Annotated in this window: 19 protein-coding genes; 7 read left to right on the top strand and 12 right to left on the bottom strand. The window is 59.4% G+C overall.

Annotated features, from left to right (window positions below; translation table 11 throughout):
* Positions 1 to 1,247 precede the first annotated feature (1,247 nt).
* The 4 genes from AUR66_RS07300 to AUR66_RS07285 all read left to right on the top strand — a co-directional run bounded on the left by AUR66_RS07300 (position 1,248) and on the right by AUR66_RS07285 (position 3,331).
* The gene (locus tag AUR66_RS07300) at positions 1,248 to 1,682 is read left to right on the top strand and encodes a type IV pilin (protein WP_058571811.1); all 435 of its coding nucleotides are present in this window, start codon (positions 1,248 to 1,250) and stop codon (positions 1,680 to 1,682) included.
* On the top strand, positions 1,683 to 2,156 hold the full coding sequence (locus AUR66_RS07295; RefSeq protein ID WP_058571810.1) for a type IV pilin: 474 nt from the start codon (positions 1,683 to 1,685) through the stop codon (positions 2,154 to 2,156).
* A 103-nt stretch (positions 2,157 to 2,259) separates the two neighbouring features.
* Positions 2,260 to 2,745, top strand: a complete 486-nt coding sequence (locus AUR66_RS07290; RefSeq protein ID WP_058571809.1) for a type IV pilin — start codon at positions 2,260 to 2,262, stop codon at positions 2,743 to 2,745.
* Positions 2,746 to 2,848: 103 nt separating this feature from the next.
* Positions 2,849 to 3,331, top strand: a complete 483-nt coding sequence (locus tag AUR66_RS07285) for a type IV pilin (RefSeq protein WP_058571821.1) — start codon at positions 2,849 to 2,851, stop codon at positions 3,329 to 3,331.
* Between the two features lie 55 nt (positions 3,332 to 3,386).
* Here AUR66_RS07285 and AUR66_RS07280 read toward each other — a convergent pair whose 3' ends face one another.
* Genes AUR66_RS07280 through AUR66_RS07270 form a run of 3 tightly spaced genes read right to left on the bottom strand, consistent with a single transcriptional unit; the run spans position 3,387 to position 5,226 of the window.
* Positions 3,387 to 3,575: a hypothetical protein gene (locus AUR66_RS07280; RefSeq protein ID WP_058571808.1), complete on the bottom strand. Its 189-nt coding sequence runs from the start codon at positions 3,573 to 3,575 to the stop codon at positions 3,387 to 3,389.
* Positions 3,576 to 3,624: 49 nt separating this feature from the next.
* The gene (locus AUR66_RS07275) at positions 3,625 to 4,191 is read right to left on the bottom strand and encodes a DUF1684 domain-containing protein (RefSeq protein ID WP_058571807.1); all 567 of its coding nucleotides are present in this window, start codon (positions 4,189 to 4,191) and stop codon (positions 3,625 to 3,627) included.
* A gap of 51 nt (positions 4,192 to 4,242) precedes the next feature.
* Complete coding sequence (locus tag AUR66_RS07270; protein WP_058571806.1) at positions 4,243 to 5,226, bottom strand: aldo/keto reductase; 984 nt, start codon at positions 5,224 to 5,226, stop codon at positions 4,243 to 4,245.
* Between the two features lie 215 nt (positions 5,227 to 5,441).
* Between AUR66_RS07270 and AUR66_RS07265 the strand changes: the two genes are divergently transcribed.
* Complete coding sequence (locus tag AUR66_RS07265; RefSeq protein WP_058571805.1) at positions 5,442 to 6,692, top strand: RNA-guided endonuclease InsQ/TnpB family protein; 1,251 nt, start codon at positions 5,442 to 5,444, stop codon at positions 6,690 to 6,692.
* 44 nt (positions 6,693 to 6,736) lie between these two features.
* On the opposite strand, the gene AUR66_RS07260 is transcribed toward AUR66_RS07265, so the two are convergent.
* Positions 6,737 to 7,003 (bottom strand): hypothetical protein, encoded by a 267-nt coding sequence (locus tag AUR66_RS07260; protein WP_058571804.1) that lies wholly within the window; start codon positions 7,001 to 7,003, stop codon positions 6,737 to 6,739.
* A 420-nt stretch (positions 7,004 to 7,423) separates the two neighbouring features.
* On the opposite strand from AUR66_RS07260, the gene AUR66_RS07255 reads away from it, so the two are divergent.
* Positions 7,424 to 7,705, top strand: coding sequence for a hypothetical protein (locus AUR66_RS07255; protein WP_058571803.1), 282 nt, complete (start codon positions 7,424 to 7,426; stop codon positions 7,703 to 7,705).
* A gap of 14 nt (positions 7,706 to 7,719) precedes the next feature.
* On the opposite strand, the gene AUR66_RS07250 is transcribed toward AUR66_RS07255, so the two are convergent.
* From AUR66_RS07250 to AUR66_RS07225, 6 genes are all read right to left on the bottom strand, one after another.
* Complete coding sequence (locus AUR66_RS07250) at positions 7,720 to 8,655, bottom strand: DMT family transporter (RefSeq protein ID WP_058571802.1); 936 nt, start codon at positions 8,653 to 8,655, stop codon at positions 7,720 to 7,722.
* A gap of 109 nt (positions 8,656 to 8,764) precedes the next feature.
* Positions 8,765 to 10,096, bottom strand: a complete 1,332-nt coding sequence (locus tag AUR66_RS07245) for an ABC transporter ATP-binding protein (RefSeq protein WP_058571820.1) — start codon at positions 10,094 to 10,096, stop codon at positions 8,765 to 8,767.
* Positions 10,097 to 10,150: 54 nt separating this feature from the next.
* Entirely contained in the window at positions 10,151 to 11,317 is a 1,167-nt protein-coding gene (locus AUR66_RS07240) for an ABC transporter ATP-binding protein (protein ID WP_058571801.1), read from the bottom strand.
* Position 11,318: 1 nt separating this feature from the next.
* Positions 11,319 to 12,383, bottom strand: coding sequence for an ABC transporter permease (locus AUR66_RS07235; RefSeq protein WP_058571800.1), 1,065 nt, complete (start codon positions 12,381 to 12,383; stop codon positions 11,319 to 11,321).
* A 16-nt stretch (positions 12,384 to 12,399) separates the two neighbouring features.
* The gene (locus tag AUR66_RS07230; RefSeq protein WP_058571799.1) at positions 12,400 to 13,398 is read right to left on the bottom strand and encodes an ABC transporter permease; all 999 of its coding nucleotides are present in this window, start codon (positions 13,396 to 13,398) and stop codon (positions 12,400 to 12,402) included.
* Between the two features lie 3 nt (positions 13,399 to 13,401).
* Positions 13,402 to 15,033, bottom strand: coding sequence for an ABC transporter substrate-binding protein (locus AUR66_RS07225; protein ID WP_058571798.1), 1,632 nt, complete (start codon positions 15,031 to 15,033; stop codon positions 13,402 to 13,404).
* 151 nt (positions 15,034 to 15,184) lie between these two features.
* Here AUR66_RS07225 and AUR66_RS07220 point away from each other — a divergent pair, with 151 nt between their 5' ends.
* Complete coding sequence (locus AUR66_RS07220) at positions 15,185 to 15,820, top strand: hypothetical protein (protein ID WP_058571797.1); 636 nt, start codon at positions 15,185 to 15,187, stop codon at positions 15,818 to 15,820.
* Between the two features lie 66 nt (positions 15,821 to 15,886).
* Here the strand turns inward: AUR66_RS07220 and AUR66_RS07215 are convergent, their stop codons facing one another.
* Together AUR66_RS07215 and AUR66_RS20480 are read right to left on the bottom strand one after the other, a co-directional pair.
* Positions 15,887 to 16,663, bottom strand: coding sequence for a sulfite exporter TauE/SafE family protein (locus AUR66_RS07215; RefSeq protein ID WP_058571796.1), 777 nt, complete (start codon positions 16,661 to 16,663; stop codon positions 15,887 to 15,889).
* 230 nt (positions 16,664 to 16,893) lie between these two features.
* Positions 16,894 to 17,017 (bottom strand): phosphate acyltransferase (locus AUR66_RS20480; RefSeq protein WP_157533024.1); only part of this gene is annotated, 124 nt, incomplete at its 5' end.

Genomic DNA, 17,017 nt, shown 5'->3' with positions numbered 1-17,017 from the left:
GGCCATCCATACGCCAGCATGACTGACTTCGCCTCTATCGTGGATTATCTGTCGATGCATAGCTACTACACACAGCTATCGGATCCTCGGTTTCATATCCACTATACGACTGTTTGGCAATCCCATTCTCTGAGTTCGTTCGAGGATGCTCGTTTGGGAGTTCCTCGTGTGAGTGACGGTGGGTTCATGACTACGCTGAGGAATTGCAGGGGCGTCGTAGCCACTATGACACGCTACACCCCTGCTGGTTTTCGCTGTTTTCTACACCCTTCGAAATTGGGTGTATTCACAGATACGCCCGCTACACCCCTCGACCATAGGGGTGTACACCCACGACGATTCCCCGCAAGGGTGTAGACTCTCCGTGGCTATCGTGGGTGTAGATACACGCGGGATGTTCGGCGACATCTGTTGATGCACGTCTCGCCAATTCCTCCAATTTCGCCATTGAGAGCGTCTCGGTGAGCAATTCGGCCAGTGTGAGGGTTGGCGAATTCGTCGATAACCACGTTCTGTCCCCACTTGTTGCCCCACGTTTCTGACGCCATTCGCCGGTACACCTCGTTGTACATGGGGTGTACCCCCCGTTTTGGATTTCTACTTGGCAGCGTGTTGGTGGCTCGTCAACGTAAGCGCTCAGTTCGATTTGATGACTACCTCTCTCCCGTGATTCGACGTGAGACGCCTGTTTGCTGGGGCTTGCTCGACTTGAAGTGGTGGTCGTTGAGAGCCGAGTTTGACGTCTACAATTGCCTGTCGGATATGGCTATTCGATGGGTGCCGAAATACCGGCTGAACACGCTTTGTCTTCCGGGGAATCTTTGTGGGTGTACATGACTATAGTGGGATGTAGAACTTGGCTATCTGTCGGGCAGGTTAACTGAACTCTCGTTGTGATTCATTTTGTATTGCACATTTCCCTGTTCACCTCATCGGATTTGGCTCTCTCACAGAGCTTCAGACACGTCAATCAAAACACAAATGTCAACATAGTAAACAAAGTGTCATAGTTTGAGACGACATTCACTACTTAAAGACATTATAAAGAGTATATTAAGTGTGAATTTACGTACCGTAATATCCCATTAATTTGGCACCCATCTTTAAGTAACCCCAGAGTAACCAATCGATTAGACACACCGCGACGGAAACCGGGCAAGGGAGCGAGGGGTCGATCCCTCCTCGTGCGACACAGAGCGCACCAGTGCGTCCGGCATCAACCGTACCGTCCGGGTGTCGGACAACCAATGCAACTCAAAAATCTCTTCACAGAAGACCGCGCAGTCAGCCCAGTCATCGGGGTCATCCTGATGGTTGCGATTACCGTCATCTTGGCGGCCGTCATCGGGACCTTCGTCCTCGGTCTCGGTGACCAGGTGAGCGAGACGGCACCGCAAGCGAGTTTCAGCTTCGACTACGATAGTGGCACTGACACTGAAAACTTCACAATTACCCACGAAAGTGGTGAAGCGATTCCAGCTAGCCAGTTGAACATTACTGGAGATAAGATTCCGTCTGACGCGTCATTCGACACTGGTGCTGACAACAAAGTTAGTGCGGGCGAATCTGCAGTGATAGAGCCTGATGCGGCGTTCGCCGACGGTGACACAGTGCGGATCGTCTGGACGTCTGAAAGTGGTAGTACCTCGTCCACGCTCCAGAAGTGGACCTACAACGGATAGATGAATTTCAAAGACCTCCTCGCTGACGACGACGCGGTATCGCCGGTCATCGGAGTCATCTTGATGGTCGCGATTACTGTCATCCTTGCCGCCGTTATCGGGACGTTCGTCCTCGGTCTCGGCGACCAAGTTGGTGACACGGCACCGCAGGCGAGTTTCAGCTTCGACTACCAAAATCAGTCACCGAATGATAACCTCACTGTCACGCATGACAGCGGGACCGCAATCAACGCAGAACAGATCAATCTGACATCCTCGACCAAGTTCGACCGCATCACGTCGGGGACTCCGGATGGGAATTATAACTCCACCAAATCTTTCGCTGACATGGGTATTGAGGGTGATGTCACTGCCGGGAACTCGGTTCAAGTTGGAAACAACACGTTCCACGACTCAACGTTCCGCGTCGTCTGGACCTCTGAAAGTGGGTCTAACTCTGCTACGCTCCAGAAGTGGACCGGTCCTGACGCATAAGTAGGAAGCAACCCTTTTCGTCACTCGTTTTCTTCGACTACAACCCCCGGTAGCTTTAGGTTCAATTGTATTGTATGTTCAGGAGAGCACACATTCAGCAATTATGAACTTCAAAGACTTACTCACAGACGACGACGCGGTATCGCCGGTCATTGGGGTCATCCTGATGGTCGCAATTACAGTCATCTTGGCGGCCGTCATCGGGACGTTCGTCCTCGGTCTCGGCGACCAAGTGAGCGAAACAGCACCGCAGGCGTCCTTCTCGTTCGACTTCCAGGACACTGACGGCGGGCAAGACGTGTTCACGGTGACCCACGAAAGCGGTGAATCAATCGTGGCATCAAGCATCTCGCTCAAGTCCAACCAGAACTACTCGGTGACAGACGTCCCGGACAACAACGGAACGTCGAACGCTTTCACCGAGTGGGGCTATGCCGCAGACGACAAAATTTCTGCTGGCACCTCTATCAAAGCCTACAACACGACGGGCAATACTGACCTAAGCAACCAGACGTTCTCCATCGTGTGGACCTCCGAGTCCGGATCCAACTCCGCCACGCTCCAGAAATGGTCTGGTCCTGACGCCTAAGCAGGAAGCAACTCTTTCCGTCACCCGTTTTCTCCGACTACAATCCCCGGTAGCTTTAGGTTCAATTATGTTGAATGTTCAAGAGAGCACACATTCAGCAATTATGAACTTCAAAGACTTACTCACAGACGACGACGCGGTATCGCCGGTCATCGGGGTTATTCTGATGGTTGCCATTACAGTTATCCTTGCCGCCGTTATTGGGACGTTCGTCCTCGGTCTTGGCGATCAGACGGCGACAACTCCACAAGCGAGTTTTAGTTTCGATTACAACTCTAGCTTGGACGGGAACCTCACAATCACGCACGAGAGTGGGGCCGCGATTAGTTCCGACCAGATGAATGTGACGGCAGGAATCAAACTCAACAACAAGAGCCATAATGTAGCTGACACGGACGCTGCTAAGAGTCTCTCTTGGACAGTGCTCGAAGGCAGTAGCGGCGATGTGCAAGCAGGGTCATTCGTCACGATTCGACCAAATGCTACAGGAACAACACTCAATGACCAAACCGTCCGCATCGTCTGGACGGACGAATCTGGTTCCACGTCCGCGACGCTCCAGAAGTGGAGTGGACCGGACGCCTAAAAGCCGTTAAAATTCCGCTTTTTTTCGACGCCGATACCCGCAAAGAGCGTCTGCCTCAGACGGGTCGACCTTCTTCGGACGTGCCGACGAGCCACGTCCCATAGGTGAGCGCCGCCGCGCCGAACACGAGGGCGTACGACATCACTTGTGTAGCGCCTGGAAGCAGGGAGGGGAGCATTGCGAGGGTTCCGACGACCATCAGCGCCATTCCGATGAGCGCGTTGCGCGAACTGAACAGTCCCATATGATTGCCTCTCCGGAACAGGAGAATATGGAACTTGCGCTTTTGCTCGCTACGGCGACTCGTACTTCTTCTCGCCTGCGGGCACGACGACGGATAACCAGTTCTCTTCGGGCGGCAGCGGACAGTCGAAGGTGTCCGTGAACGCGCAGAACGGGTTGTACGCGAGGTTGAAGTCCACCACGATATCGTCGAGGTCCGAAAGCGGCACGTCCGGGGTGAGTTCCATGTATCGGCCGCCGTCGTAGGTCTGCTGGCCCGTCGTCTTGTCGCGGAAGGGCACGAAGAGCGTCGGCGAGTCGTCGTGTTCCTGCTGGTACGCCCCGAGTTCGAGGTCGGTGTCCCGCAGTTCGAAGTGGAACGTCGCGACGCGAAGGTACCGGACTTCGCGTCCCGCAGAGGTGTCCATCACGACCGGTTCCGGGTCGGCGTGCGTCTCGACGGTGGCCGACACGCGGTAGTCCGGGTCGGGGTCGAAGTAGTCCAGACCGTCGAAGGCGTCGCGCTCTGCTGGTGGAATCGGTGACTGCGGGTGCGAGTCGAAGAATTCGTCTTTCTCGCGCCGTTTCTCGCGCAGTTCGGCGACGTATGCCTCGGGGTCGAACGCGTCGTCGGTCATGGCCGGTCGTATCCACCGGGCACACCTACACCTGACGGTTCGAGACGGGGCCTAGACCGTGAGGTATCGTTTTGCGGCCGAGAGACGCTCGAACTGGTCGGCCGAGAGGTCGACACCGGCGGCGACGAGGTTCTCTTCGAGTTGGTCGACTGTTCGGGCACCGATGATGGGTGCGGTGACCTGCGGGTGGTGCATCAACCACGCGAGACTCACTTGCGCGGGCGAGGCACCGACTTCCTCGGCGACAGACTCCACGGCGTCGAGTGCGTCGAAGTTCTCCGACGTGAGATAGGAGTCCGCGAATCGCTGGTCGTTCGCGGCGCGGGAGTCTGCCGGTGGTGTCTCGTCGCGGGCGTACTTGCCGGTGAGGAACCCGCCGGCGAGCGGCGACCACGGGATGACACCGATGTCGTAGTCCGCACACATGTCGAGGTAGTTGCCTTCGACTTCGCGGTTGACCACGTTGTACCGAGGTTGGGCGATACGGAACGGTTCGTAGCCACGCTTGTCTGCGAGTTCGTTCGCCTTGACCACCTTCCACGCGTTGGGTTCGAGTGTGGAGGTTCCGAGGTAGTTCACCTTCCCGTCGCGGACGAACTGGTCGAGCGTGCGCATGAACTCGTCGACTGGGGTGTCGTCGTCCCAGCGGTGAATGTACAGCAGGTCCACGTAGTCGGTGCCGAGTCTGTCGAGGATGGTGTCGATTTGTCGGCGGAGGTGCTTCCGGTTGAGGCCACGGCCGTTGGCGTCCTCGCGGGTCGGCCAGAATATCTTCGACGCGACGACGAAGTCCTCCCTGTCGCGGGTCGAAAGCCAGTCACCGATGTACGACTCACTCGCACCATCGCCGTACATGTCTGCAGTGTCGATGAAGTTCCCACCCGCAGCAGCGTAGGCGTCGAGGAGTCGGTGCGCCTGTTCGGCGTCGACTTCCACCTCACCGGTGTCGTTTTGCCGGCCGAATCGCCACGTTCCGAACGCTATCTCCGAAACGCTCGTTCCGGTTCGTCCCAACGGGACCATCTCGAGCGACATACGCGACTCGACGAGCGGTGCGCGGTAAAGAACCTCGATTCACGGCGGACTGTCCAGATTAATTGGAGAATAGGAGGTCGAAAAACGTCGGTCAGAGGAGGGCAGACGCGAGCTTACAGAATACAAGGAGAATTCCCCGGCTTGAACTCGGAGATGAATCAAGCTACTCGTAAAACGAAGCATTAAGCCAGCACACATCTAATCGACAGACAGCGATGGAATACAGTCACCGCTACCGTGCTTACCCAACACAAGCCGTAGGGGCTGAACTGGAATACCACATCAACGTTCATCGCCAAGCATACAACTACACGCGCTACGAATATACACACGTTGATGCTGACAATATCGGGTCAGCGTACAAACATCACGAACGTCTCACTGACTGGAAGGATAAATTTGCGGTATTCAAAGAAGTGCATTCAAAGGCACTTCAGCGGACAGTCACGCGGTTTTATCAGAACCTGTCGAACCTGTCCATCCAAAAAGCGAACGGTTGGAAAGTGGGGTCGCTCAAGTGGAAGGCTCCACGGGAGTTTCAGAGTATGACGTATTCGCAGTCTGGTTTCAAGCTCAAAAACACGAGTGGCCGACATGCAACCCTCATTCTCTCCAAAATTGGCAATGTCCCGATTCGCCTTCATCGCGATATACCCGACGAGGGATCAATAAAAGAGGTCACCATCAAGAAGGAGACGGCCGGCGAGTGGTTCGTCTCTTTTGGGTTAGAAAACGACGACTCTGACCTACCTGGGAAGCCCGCGTTGGATTCACTCAACACAAGCAACAGCGTCGGTATTGACCTCGGTATCCTCAACTACATCCACACCTCTGATGGAATAACGGTTGATTGGCTTAATCTCGAAGAAGAGTATGAACGACTCCGGTGTGAGCAACGCAAGCTGTCTCGGAAGCGGAGGGGGTCGAATAACTTTGAGAAGCAACGTGTCAAAGTAGCGAAAGTCAAACGTCGGATTCGACGGAAGGTACTGGACTATCAACACAAACTCTCTACCTGGCTCGTCAAGGAGTACGATGCTGTGTTCGTGGAGGACTTGAATGTTCAGAGTATGCTTCAGAACGCCGGAAACGCTCGGAACAAGCAGGACGTAGCGTGGCGTCAGTTCATCACGCTCCTCGAATATAAGGCAGATATCCACGGCTGTCACGTCGTACAGGTGGAAGCACGAGGAACAACTAAAGAGTGCGCTCAGTGCGGCATGGTGTCTGAGAAACCAATCTGGGTTCGTGAACACTCCTGTCCAGCGTGTGGGTTTGAGTGTGACCGTGACGCAAATGCTTCGTTAAACGTCTTGCAGAGAGGATTTTCTAAGTTAGGGCTGGGATGGCCCGAATCAACGCCCGTGGAGACCGCGCTCCCTGCGGATACCCATTCGGTATCTGCAAAGTGCGTCGTAGAAACGGGAAGCCTTGGGGTTGGCGGAAGACGTAGTCTTCCGGGGTGAGAGGAGAGCATTGTTCTCTCGAACCACCAGACTCCGTAGGTGATTCACGAACGCGCGTAGTTGTGACCGATGACGAGGGCGAGTGCGTTCAGTGCGACGAGCGCCACGAAGACCGTGAGTTCGCTGGCTTCGAGCCCACCGAACAGGAGTGGAACGTACAGAAATGGGAGGGCGACGGCGGCCCAGAAGCCGACGAATCTGAGTGGCGCTGCGACGAGGCGGACACCGACTGGAAGGTGCTGTTCGTTTGCGACCATCTCTCGGAGGTCGGAGAGACGTTCGCGTGGGAGGTTGGTTGACGAGTTTGACATAGCGGGGGAACCTGCGTTCTCTATAACGATGGGAGGGGTCATAATTAGGTGCGAGAATTCGCTTCATTTCATCCTCGTTTACCCGTGATATTCTGATAAATGTGAAATTTTATCGTCTGTCGAGAGAGCACTGGACAGTTTATCGGCGCTTCTAACGTTTTTGTTCGATATGATTGCCTGTAATATTGAACTGTGTCGAACCCCTGAATATCTCGCGGCATCGTGACGTTAGACAGAGACAAACCACGAGACATCGACCGCTTCGGGCGTCGAATTAGGAACAGCCAAAGGAGGGTCGGAGAGCGGTTCTTCGGGGATTCGCGACGCCTGCTTACACCGCTGAAAGGAACTTCTAACCGGGTCGACTGACCCAGAAGCACTTCCCCTATCGATTTACTCTGTCGGCACGACTGCCGAACCATGCCCGACCTCAACCGCGTCGCCAAGCGCATGTACAACATCCACCCGAACGCGATGTACCTCGTCGTCGACGAGGAACTACAGGGACGGTTCGCTCTCCAGAGTGCGGAGTTTTTCCAGACAGAGTTTCAAGCAGAAGGGACCCGCGAGGACGACGATGCACTGTATCGATTTGCGACGACGGAGGACAACGAGGCAGTCATCGTCGGCAGACAGGCCCCGGGCGAAGACGGCTGGTCGATGGTCGGGGAAGTCGAATCGGTCGAGCGTCTCGACGAGTAACGAGTCGCGTTCGCTCAGTCGGTCGGTGTGGCACCACTCCCGAATCGGTGGCGGAGTTCACGTCGAATCGCACCGCGTTTTAGCAGGACGAACCCGAGGAAGATGAGTGTGAACCCGCCGGCCGTAGCGAGGGTCGGTACCTCGTTCAGGAAGGCCCACCCTGCGAGTGCCGCGAAAATCGGCGCGACGTAGGAGACGAGATTGATTTCGATTGGGCCGAGGCGTTCGAGTAGGTCGAAGTAGATGAGAAAGCCGATTGCGCTCGCCGCCAGCGACAGGTACGCGAGTGCGAGAATCGATTCCGTGTTCAACACGACGTCGGCGAACGACTCTCGCATCCCGACGGAGATGGCGTGCATCAGCAGTGCGCCTCCGAGCATCGACCACGCCTCCATCGTCTCTATCGGCATGTCTGAGTCGATACGGCGGGTGAGAACCGACCCGAAAGCGAACGCCGCCGCCGCGCCGAGGATGAGGAGTTTGGCGACGGTGCCGCCCGCGAGCAAGTTGCTCGGGTCGAGTTCGGAGAGGACGGCGACACCGACGAGTCCGAGGAGTAACCCGACGATACCGAGTGGCGTCAGTCGCTCACTCGGGAGGAACACTCGCGCGAATCCACTCGTGAGGACCGGACTGAGACTCACGATGACGGCAGCAGCAGCACTCGTCACCGCAGGGTCCGTCTCACCGACGAACAGCAGGGCGTGATACGCCGCGATGAGGAAGACGGCCCCGATGGTCACTTCTGTCCAGTCTGCACGACTGCGTGGAAGCGGGGAGTCGGTGGCGTAGACGGCGTAGACGAGCATGATGACCCCGGCCACGTCGTAGCGGAGGGCAGCGAAGAGGACCGGCGGGAAGAACTCCAGTCCGGCCTTGATAGCCATGAACGCAGACCCCCAGATAGCGGCGAGGACGACGAAGAGTCCGAGATTGCGGTACCGTGTCACAGCGGTGATGTGGTCGGTGGGAGCCTGAACGTTTCGATGGGGGGTCGTTTCGCCGGAATCCGACGGACATCGAAGGGACGGTTCGTCCCAAAAAAGTCCGGGGTGCCGCTCAGTCGTCTGCTTCGATTGCCGCGCTCTCGTTCGTCTCGATGACGGTCACCTCGTCGGACCCCTCGAAGAGATGGCACGCGGCAGGGTGTGGCGCGTCGCCGACGGCGGGGCGGCGCGTCTCACACGGACTCTCGAAGCGACGCCGAAGCGTCTCTCGGGCGCGTTCCTCGTCGCCTTCTGCGAGGTGTCCGAGCGCGGTATCGACGGCGCCGGCCACCTCTCCTCGGAGTTCGGCGGCAACGTGTCGTGACCGTGCCTCCTCGATGAACGCCTCTTCGTCGACACGTTCGGGGTCTGCCGCCTCCCAGATGTGGTCTGGGTTGACGTCGCCGACGACGAGGGCATCTCTGAGGTCCATGACGGCGCGATACGTCGCCTGGTCGATGTTCAGGTCGTCGGGTGGGATGACTTTCGGGCACCGCGTTCGGAACCGGCACCCAGACGGCGGGTTTCGCGGTGACGGAACGTCCCCGGAGAGCGCCTCCACCCGACGGCCGTGTTCGGCGGTCGAAGGGCGGGGAACACTCTCCAAGAGTGCCTGCGTGTACGGGTGCTTCGGAGACTCGAACAGTTCGTCGGTCGGGCCGAGTTCGACGATGTTGCCGAGGTACATCACCGCGACGCGGTCACAGATGTGCCGGACGACCGAGAGGTCGTGGGCGATGAAGAGGTACGTCAGGCCGAAGTCGTCCTGCAGGTCGTCGAGGAGGTTCAACACCTGCGCCTGCACGGACACGTCGAGCGCCGAGACCGGTTCGTCGAGGACGATGAAGTCGGGTTCGAGCGCGAGTGCCCGCGCGATACCGATGCGCTGGCGTTGCCCGCCGGAGAATTCGTGTGGATACCGGTCGAGTTGGTTCGCCGAGAGGCCGACGCGTTCCAGTAACTCTCCGGCCTTGTCGCGTCGCCACTCCCGTTTGGACTGGTCGCCTGCGCCCTCTGGGATGCCGTGAATCTTCAACGGTTCGGCGATGATGTCGCCGATGGTCATCCGGGGGTCGAGACTGGAAAACGGGTCCTGGAAGACGATTTGGGCGTCTTTACGGAACGCCTTGAGTTCGTCTGAATCCATCTCGAAGACGTTCTCCCCGTCGAATCGGACGGACCCGCCGGTCGCCTCGCGGAGGCGGAGGAGTGTCTCACCAGTCGTTGACTTCCCACACCCGGACTCACCGACGAGTCCGAGGGTCTCACCGGGTTGGATGTCGAACGAGATGCCGTCGACTGCTTTGACACTCCGACGCTCGCGGCCGAGGAGCGAGTCGACGAACGTGTCGCGTTCGAAGTAGTACTTCTGGAGGTCACGCACTTCGAGGAGTGAGTCAGTCATCGGCGTACACCCCCGGAACTCCGTTCCGGCGAGCACGACGATACTTCATTTGGTTCAGTCATCGGCGTACACCTCCGTGTCGATGGCGTCGTTCGGGTCGTACTCTCGTTCGGCGAGCACACAGCGGACGCTGTGTCGGCCGTCGAGTTCGTACTCCGGAATCCGGGTTAGGCAGTCGTTCATGGCGTTGGGACACCGGTCGGCGAAGTAACACGCGTTCGGCATCTCCGAGTCGATGAGACTCGGCACGTTCCCCGAGATGGGTTCGAGGCGAGTCGAGGGGTCGTCGACGTCGGGTATCGACCCGAGAAGCCCCTGCGTGTACGGGTGGACCGGGTTGTCGAAGATATCCGATAGTGGTCCTCGCTCGACGATTTCGCCGGCGTACATGACGCCGACGCGGTCACACATGCGGGCGATGACACCCAAGTCGTGGGTGATCATCAGGATGCTCATCCCCTCGTGTTCCTGTAGGTCACGAAGAAGGTTGAGAATCTGCGCTTGGATAGTCACGTCGAGGGCGGTGGTCGGTTCGTCGGCGACGAGGATGTCGGGTTCGCCGGCGAGCGCCTGTGCAATCATCGCTCGCTGGAGCATCCCACCGGAGAACTGGTGGGGGTACTCTTCGGCGCGGTCCTCTGGGTCGGGGATACCCACCTGGTCTAAGAGTTCGACCGCTCGGTCCATGCTCTCGTCGGAGACGTAACGCTGCGATGGAAGGAGCGTGTCGGCGACGAGTTTGCCGAGGCCGTATCCCTGTGTTCGTGACCGCGTGCTTCGCGGGTTCGACCGCGCTCGACGCTGCACCTCGACCGCTTCGGCGATTTGCTCGCCGACGGTGAGCGAGGGGTTGAAACTGCTCATCGGGTCCTGAAACACCATGCTGAACGACGGCCCGCGGAGTGACCGACGGACGCCTTTCGGGAGTCGCCGAACGTCCACGAAGTCGCCGTCGACGGCGTCGGGGGTCGACCCCCGGAACTCGTCTGCGAGCGTCTCGTTGCGGTACCAGATTTCTCCGTCGGTCACGCGACCGGGTGATTCGATGAGGTCGATGACCGACAGTGCGGTGACCGACTTGCCGGACCCAGACTCGCCGACGATGCCGAATATCTCTCCGTCTTCGACGTCGAACGAGACGTGTTCGACAGCGTTGACCTGTCCCTCTTCGGTGAAGAATCGGGTCGTGAGGTCGCGGACTTTGAGGATTGGGTCTGCCATCTCAGACACCCCCCTCTCCCTCGATTCCGGGGTCGAGTGCGTCTCTGAGCCAGTCGCCGACGAGGTTCAAGCCGATGACCGTCACCACGATGGCGAGACCGGGCATCGTCGATATCCACCACGCAGTCGACTGGTACTGCCGACCGAGTGCGATGTCGAAGCCCCACGACACGTCCGCCCCGGAGAACCCGAGGAACGACAGTGCGGACTCGAGGAGGATAATCGCGGCCACCTGAATCGTCGCGAGGACGAGGATGGGCGTGATTGCGTTGGGGAGGACGTGCCGGAGCACCGTCCGCCCGTCGCTCGCGCCGAGGGCACGTGCGGCCTTCACGTATTCTTCTTCCCGTATCGAGAGTGCTTCACCGCGTGAGACGCGGGCGAACCACACCCAGTTGACGAGAGCGACGACAACGATGACCGTCCCGGGAAGGACGACGGTCTCTGGCATGCCTGTCGGTAACCCGACGGCGGACCGGAACGCGGGGGCGATACCGGACACGACGAACGGGTCGGGGATGGGTGCCTGTGCCTGTCCCCACACACCCACGAGGGCGATTGCGAGGACGAGCGACGGGAACGCGAGCATGATGTCTGCACCGCGCATCAGCACGTCGTCGACGCGTCCGCGGTAGAACCCTGCGGACAGACCGACGAGGACGCCGATAAGCGCGGCGAGCGAGGTGCCGAAGAGACCGACGAGGATGGACGTTCGGGCACCGTAGATGATGCGAGAGAGGATGTCTCTCCCGTTACCGTCGGTGCCGAGCGGATGGGCGAACGTCGCGTTCGTGTACACAGTCTGTTCTTCGGTGACGACTTGCCCGTTTTCGATGACGACGCTCCCGTTTTCCATCTTCGTCACCTCCTTCGTCTCTTTCGTGCTGAACCCGATGGGGGGTTGACGAGCGTTTTCGAGGTTCTGTTGTCCCGGACTATACGGCGAAATAAACGGCGCGAAGATGGCCATCGCCAGCATGAAGACGACGACGACGATGCCAATCTTCGCGAGAAGACTTCGCTGGAGTTCCCGGCGAAGGTTTCTGCGTGTTCGTTCCGATATCATCGATAAACGACCTGGTTCAATCGTATGCCACCTGTGGGTTGACGTAGGCGTACAGCGCGTCTACGAGGATGTTCACGAGGACGAACCCAACCGCGACGACGATGAGCGACCCCTGAAGGACCGGCCAGTCGCGTGCGTTGATGCTGTTGATGATGAGCGTCCCCAGTCCCGGCCACGCGAAGACGGCCTCCGTGATGACGGCCCCGCCGATGAGGGTACCGAGTTGGAGACCGATGACGGTGATGACCGGGATGAGTGTGTTTCGAAGCGCGTGCTTGTAGCGGACGAGTGTCTCTGGGAGTCCTTTCGCTCGCGACGCTCGAACGTACGTCTGGCCCAGTTGGTCGAGCATTCCGCTGCGAGTGAGGCGCGTGATGAGCGCAGTGAAGTAGGTTCCCAGCGTGATAGCGGGCAGTGTGATGTGCCACAACCACGTGGTGAACCCGTCGAATGCAGCACTGAGGTTCCCACCGACGAGGAGCAGCACGATCCCATCGATACCGATGGGTCGCTGACTCGTCGGGAACAAGTTGAGTTGCACGGCGAGCACGAGGATGAGCATCACGCCCAGCCAGAAGTTCGGCGTACTGATGCCGACGAGCGAGAACACCGTCGCACTGTAGTCGGCCGGTTGGTGTCGTCGCGTCGCCGAGACGACGCCCAGCGGAATCGCGATGATGACCGCGACGATGGTCGCCGCAATCGCGAGTTCGAGTGTCGCCGGCAGTTTCGTGACGACGCGAGATGCGACTGGTGTTCGCGTCACGAGCGACAGGCCGAGGTCACCGACCGGGATGCCCGAGACGAAGTCCCAGTACTGCACGTACAGGGGTTCGTTCAACCCGAGTTCGGCGATGACCTGCGCTCTGACCTCGGGGTCGACGTCCGGTGGCAACAGGACGTTCGCCGGGTCACCCGGCGAGATGAACCGCAGTCCGAAGACCACGGTGATGACTCCCCAGATGACGAATAGGCCCTGGAGCGAGCGTTTGATGAGGAACCTCGACAGTGACATCGACTACTGTTGGCTCATATCGTACGCGTCGATACGCTCGTCGGAGCGGGCCTCCCACGCGATGGCGTCGTTGACACCGTAGACACTGAACTGTTGGTTCAGGAAGATCCACGGGCACTCTTCGTGCGCCAGTGCGTTGGCTTCCTGCAGCGTCGCGTCGCGTTCGTCGCCAGACTGGGTGCCGGCCTGTTCGAGAAGTGCGTCGAACTCTTCGTTCTGCCAGGTCGTGAGCGTCCCGTCAGATGCGAGAAGCGCCTGCATGACGAGGCCGCCGTCGAAGGTCGCTTCACCCCAACCGATGAGGAACCACGGTGGGCGCGCCTCGATGGACCCGGCGAGGAGTTCGTCGACGAGCGACCCGAAGTCGCGTTGGCGCACCGTCGCCGTCACATTCGGAAGTTCGTCGATGTAGCCTGCCACTGCCTGTGCGATTTCGAGGTCTTTCAGGTAGCGACCGACCGGCGTGTGGAGTTCGATTTCTGCTCCGGCGTACCCCGAGTCTTCGACGAGTTGCTCTGCCTGGTCTGGGTCGTACGGGTACGGGTCGAGGTCGGCGTTGTGGCCGACGAACTCGGGGAGCGTCGGTTGACTCGTCGCGGCACCGAACCCGCCGAGGACGTTCTGGACGATGCTCTCTAAGTCGATGGCGTAGTTCATCGCTTGCCGGAACTCGACCGAGTCGAACGGTTCGAGGTCGTAGCGCATCGCGTTGTAGATGATACGCGTGGACGGTGCTGCGGCGACCCGCGCACCCTCGGAGTTGTTGACACGCTGGACTTCCTGCGGTGGAACGTTGACGACGACGTCCGTCTCGCCCTGCAGAAGTTGGTTCACGCGCGTGCTCGCCTCGGACGCGGCACGGAACGTGAGCGTACCGACTGCTGCGGGTTCCCGCCAGTAATCGTCGTAGCGCGTGAGGACGACTTCCTCGTCTTCGGTGTAGGAGTCGAGTTGGAACGGACCCGTGCCGTTCATATTCTGGCTGATGAACGCCATGTCGTTCTCTTCGACCCACGACTGCTGCATGACGTCGAGGTAGGTCGCGAACTCAGAGAACACGATGGGGTTGAGCGACGTGTTGTTGACCTTGACGGCCATCTCGCCTTCGATGACCTCTGCGCCGGCGACACCAGCGAGTTGGTCTGCCTGCGGGCTTGCGAAGCCAACGCTCTCGTCGACGACGCGGTTGATGCTGTATGCCACGTCTTCGGGCGTGAGTTCGTCGCCGTTGTGGAAGGTGACGCCCTCACGGAGGTCGAACCGCACCGCGTTTTCGCCTTCGATTCGCTCGTAGTTCGTCGAGAGTGCCTGCTGAATCGCGCCAGCAGCGTCACGAGTGAGTACACCCTCGTACGCGTGCAAGACGACGATGTCCGTCGGCGTCTCACGGTGGTCCTGCGGGTCGAGACCCGAGGGCATCTGCCCTTGCGTAATCGTCACGTCGAACGACTCGCTCGTCTCCTCTGGCGTCGACGTGGTGGTCTCTTCTGTCTCCTCGCCACCGGTTTCCGTGGTCGTCTCCTCAGTCTCTTCACCGCCACCGCCCGCGCACCCCGCAAGTGCGGCAGACGCTGCTGCGCCGCCTGCTAGCTTGAGGTACGTTCGCCTACCAACATGTGAATCGTTATCAGTCATCGCAGGTAGATTGAGTCGGTCGTTCTTATATCCATTGCCTGCAGACGGCGAATCTGCAGAACCGCCTCTATATATTGATGCCATATAACATAGTGTGCACCCCTCTCCAACACGGGGTACGCTTATTAGCTCCCATCGCGGAACGATTCGTATGGCCGTGACCGGCCGTCCCACCCTCAGGGACTTGTTCGACGAGTCGCCAACGCCGCACATCGCGCACCCGCCGCGGACCCACCACCGTCACTTCTACGTCGCGACGGACGGGTCGTATCGACCGAACGGCGGCGGACTCGGTGTCGTGATAGAGACCCGTGACGGCGAGCGAGTCGCCCGTATCGCATTCCAAGACGTTGCCCCGAACAACAACATCTCCGAGTATCGCGCGCTCCACCTCGGGTTAGACGTGCTCGCCCACCGCGCGCCGCCAGGTGCCCGCGTCGGCGTCCTCGTCGACCACGACGACCTGGCCGCGAACGTCAACAACGCGGTGCTCGCAGGTGACCACCCCGACTGGAAGTCGCCGAAACGAATCGTCGTTCCCGCGGGCAGTGAACATCACTGGCGGGGGATTCAAGCGCGAATCGCCGGCTTCGGGGAAGTCCGCGCCGCCCGCATCGACAGCAGAGAGAACCCGGCGCATCCACTCGCGAACTCACCGAGAGAGTACGAACACGTCAATCGGAAACCGGACCGGTGTGTCCTCCCGGAACCCCTCGGACTCGAATCGGACAACGACGTGAGTTATCTCCCACCATCGCGGTGCGAAGGGCACGCGAGCGACGACTAGCGTCTCCCGTTTGGTCCGCTCCACCCGGACCGAAAACACGGGCGGTCACGGCAGTCTCTCGCGTTTTCAGACCCCAACTCCTCGACTCGTCAATCGGAGACCGATGACGAGCAACAGCCCCATCGTCCCCACCTGTTGGTACGACACCGGAATTCGCGGGCGAACCCATTTTCCGACGCTCACACCGACGAGTCCCGGCACTGCGGCGAGTGCAGACAGCATCAACACGTCACCGCCACCGAACAGTCCGAGCGCGGACGCGACGACGACCCGAACCGTCGAGATACCGAGGAAAATCAGCGCGAGGACGCCGACGAACGTCGAGCGGTTCAATCTCAGCGACTGGAGGTACGCGACCACCTGGACGCCGACGTTACTCGCGCCGAAGATGAAGCCCGAAACGAGGCCCAGCACTGCTTTTACCCCCGTCCGCTCCGTGACGCAGATGTCACGCAGGCGACGCGTACCCGGAATCGACACCCACGGTTGCGAGAAGACGACGTAGACGAGGACGAACACGCCGAGTGCCAGCGTCAACGGTTGGGTGGGAATCGCCGACAACAGGAGCATTCCGACCACAGTCCCGACGAGCGCTGCCGCGACGTACGGCCAGAATCGACGCACGCACGACTCCAGACTCGTCCGGTCGAGTTCTCGAACGAGAGAGACGTTACCGGCGAGAATCGGGAGAATCATGACGACGACGGCCGTCTGCGGGCCAATCGTCGCTGCGAGGAGTGCTGTCCCGACGACAGAAAAGCCGAACCCGTTGACGCCGGTGACGAAACCGCCGAACGCGACGATACCGAAGACGAGTGCCGCGGCGGCGAGTGTGACCTCCATAGGATACCTCTCGCTCCCTGTCTCTTGAACACGCGCCTCGATTGCGCGGCATGTGCATGGTCGATTCCGAGAGTACGTCTGAAAAAATCCACTCGCTCCGCTCACCCTCACCGCAAAAACCTGTCTCCGTGAGCGGTAGTGAACGGAGGCTCGTGAGACGCATCGCGTCTCACGGTGGAGGGAAAAACGTCCGAACCTCGCTACGCTCGGTTCGGCACAGCAATCACCAGTTACTCTTCTTGCGCGTCCACGACGGCAGTCGCCGCCAAGTTGACGATGTCTTTCACTTCGTCACCGCGCTGGAGGACGTGCACCGGTTTGTTCATGCCGACGAGCATCGGGCCGATTGCCTCC

Origin of the sequence: Haloferax profundi (assembly GCF_001469865.1) — an archaeon.
Lineage (GTDB): Archaea > Halobacteriota > Halobacteria > Halobacteriales > Haloferacaceae > Haloferax > Haloferax profundi.
This window is presented reverse-complemented; position numbering and strand designations above follow the sequence as displayed.

Bases quoted from the DNA above. Each gene is read 5' to 3' on its own strand.
- AUR66_RS07265 (WP_058571805.1), top strand. From the start codon at position 5,442: ATGGAATACAGTCACCGCTACCGTGCTTACCCAACACAAGCCGTAGGG.
- AUR66_RS07275 (WP_058571807.1), bottom strand. From the start codon at position 4,191: ATGACCGACGACGCGTTCGACCCCGAGGCATACGTCGCCGAACTGCGC.
- AUR66_RS07220 (WP_058571797.1), top strand. From the start codon at position 15,185: ATGGCCGTGACCGGCCGTCCCACCCTCAGGGACTTGTTCGACGAGTCG.
- AUR66_RS07290 (WP_058571809.1), top strand. From the start codon at position 2,260: ATGAACTTCAAAGACTTACTCACAGACGACGACGCGGTATCGCCGGTC.
- AUR66_RS07215 (WP_058571796.1), bottom strand. From the start codon at position 16,663: ATGGAGGTCACACTCGCCGCCGCGGCACTCGTCTTCGGTATCGTCGCG.
- AUR66_RS07270 (WP_058571806.1), bottom strand. From the start codon at position 5,226: ATGTCGCTCGAGATGGTCCCGTTGGGACGAACCGGAACGAGCGTTTCG.
- AUR66_RS07280 (WP_058571808.1), bottom strand. From the start codon at position 3,575: ATGGGACTGTTCAGTTCGCGCAACGCGCTCATCGGAATGGCGCTGATG.
- AUR66_RS07230 (WP_058571799.1), bottom strand. From the start codon at position 13,398: ATGTCACTGTCGAGGTTCCTCATCAAACGCTCGCTCCAGGGCCTATTC.
- AUR66_RS07295 (WP_058571810.1), top strand. From the start codon at position 1,683: ATGAATTTCAAAGACCTCCTCGCTGACGACGACGCGGTATCGCCGGTC.
- AUR66_RS07300 (WP_058571811.1), top strand. From the start codon at position 1,248: ATGCAACTCAAAAATCTCTTCACAGAAGACCGCGCAGTCAGCCCAGTC.
- AUR66_RS07225 (WP_058571798.1), bottom strand. From the start codon at position 15,033: ATGACTGATAACGATTCACATGTTGGTAGGCGAACGTACCTCAAGCTA.
- AUR66_RS07240 (WP_058571801.1), bottom strand. From the start codon at position 11,317: ATGGCAGACCCAATCCTCAAAGTCCGCGACCTCACGACCCGATTCTTC.
- AUR66_RS07255 (WP_058571803.1), top strand. From the start codon at position 7,424: ATGCCCGACCTCAACCGCGTCGCCAAGCGCATGTACAACATCCACCCG.
- AUR66_RS07245 (WP_058571820.1), bottom strand. From the start codon at position 10,096: ATGACTGACTCACTCCTCGAAGTGCGTGACCTCCAGAAGTACTACTTC.
- AUR66_RS07260 (WP_058571804.1), bottom strand. From the start codon at position 7,003: ATGTCAAACTCGTCAACCAACCTCCCACGCGAACGTCTCTCCGACCTC.
- AUR66_RS07235 (WP_058571800.1), bottom strand. From the start codon at position 12,383: ATGATATCGGAACGAACACGCAGAAACCTTCGCCGGGAACTCCAGCGA.
- AUR66_RS07285 (WP_058571821.1), top strand. From the start codon at position 2,849: ATGAACTTCAAAGACTTACTCACAGACGACGACGCGGTATCGCCGGTC.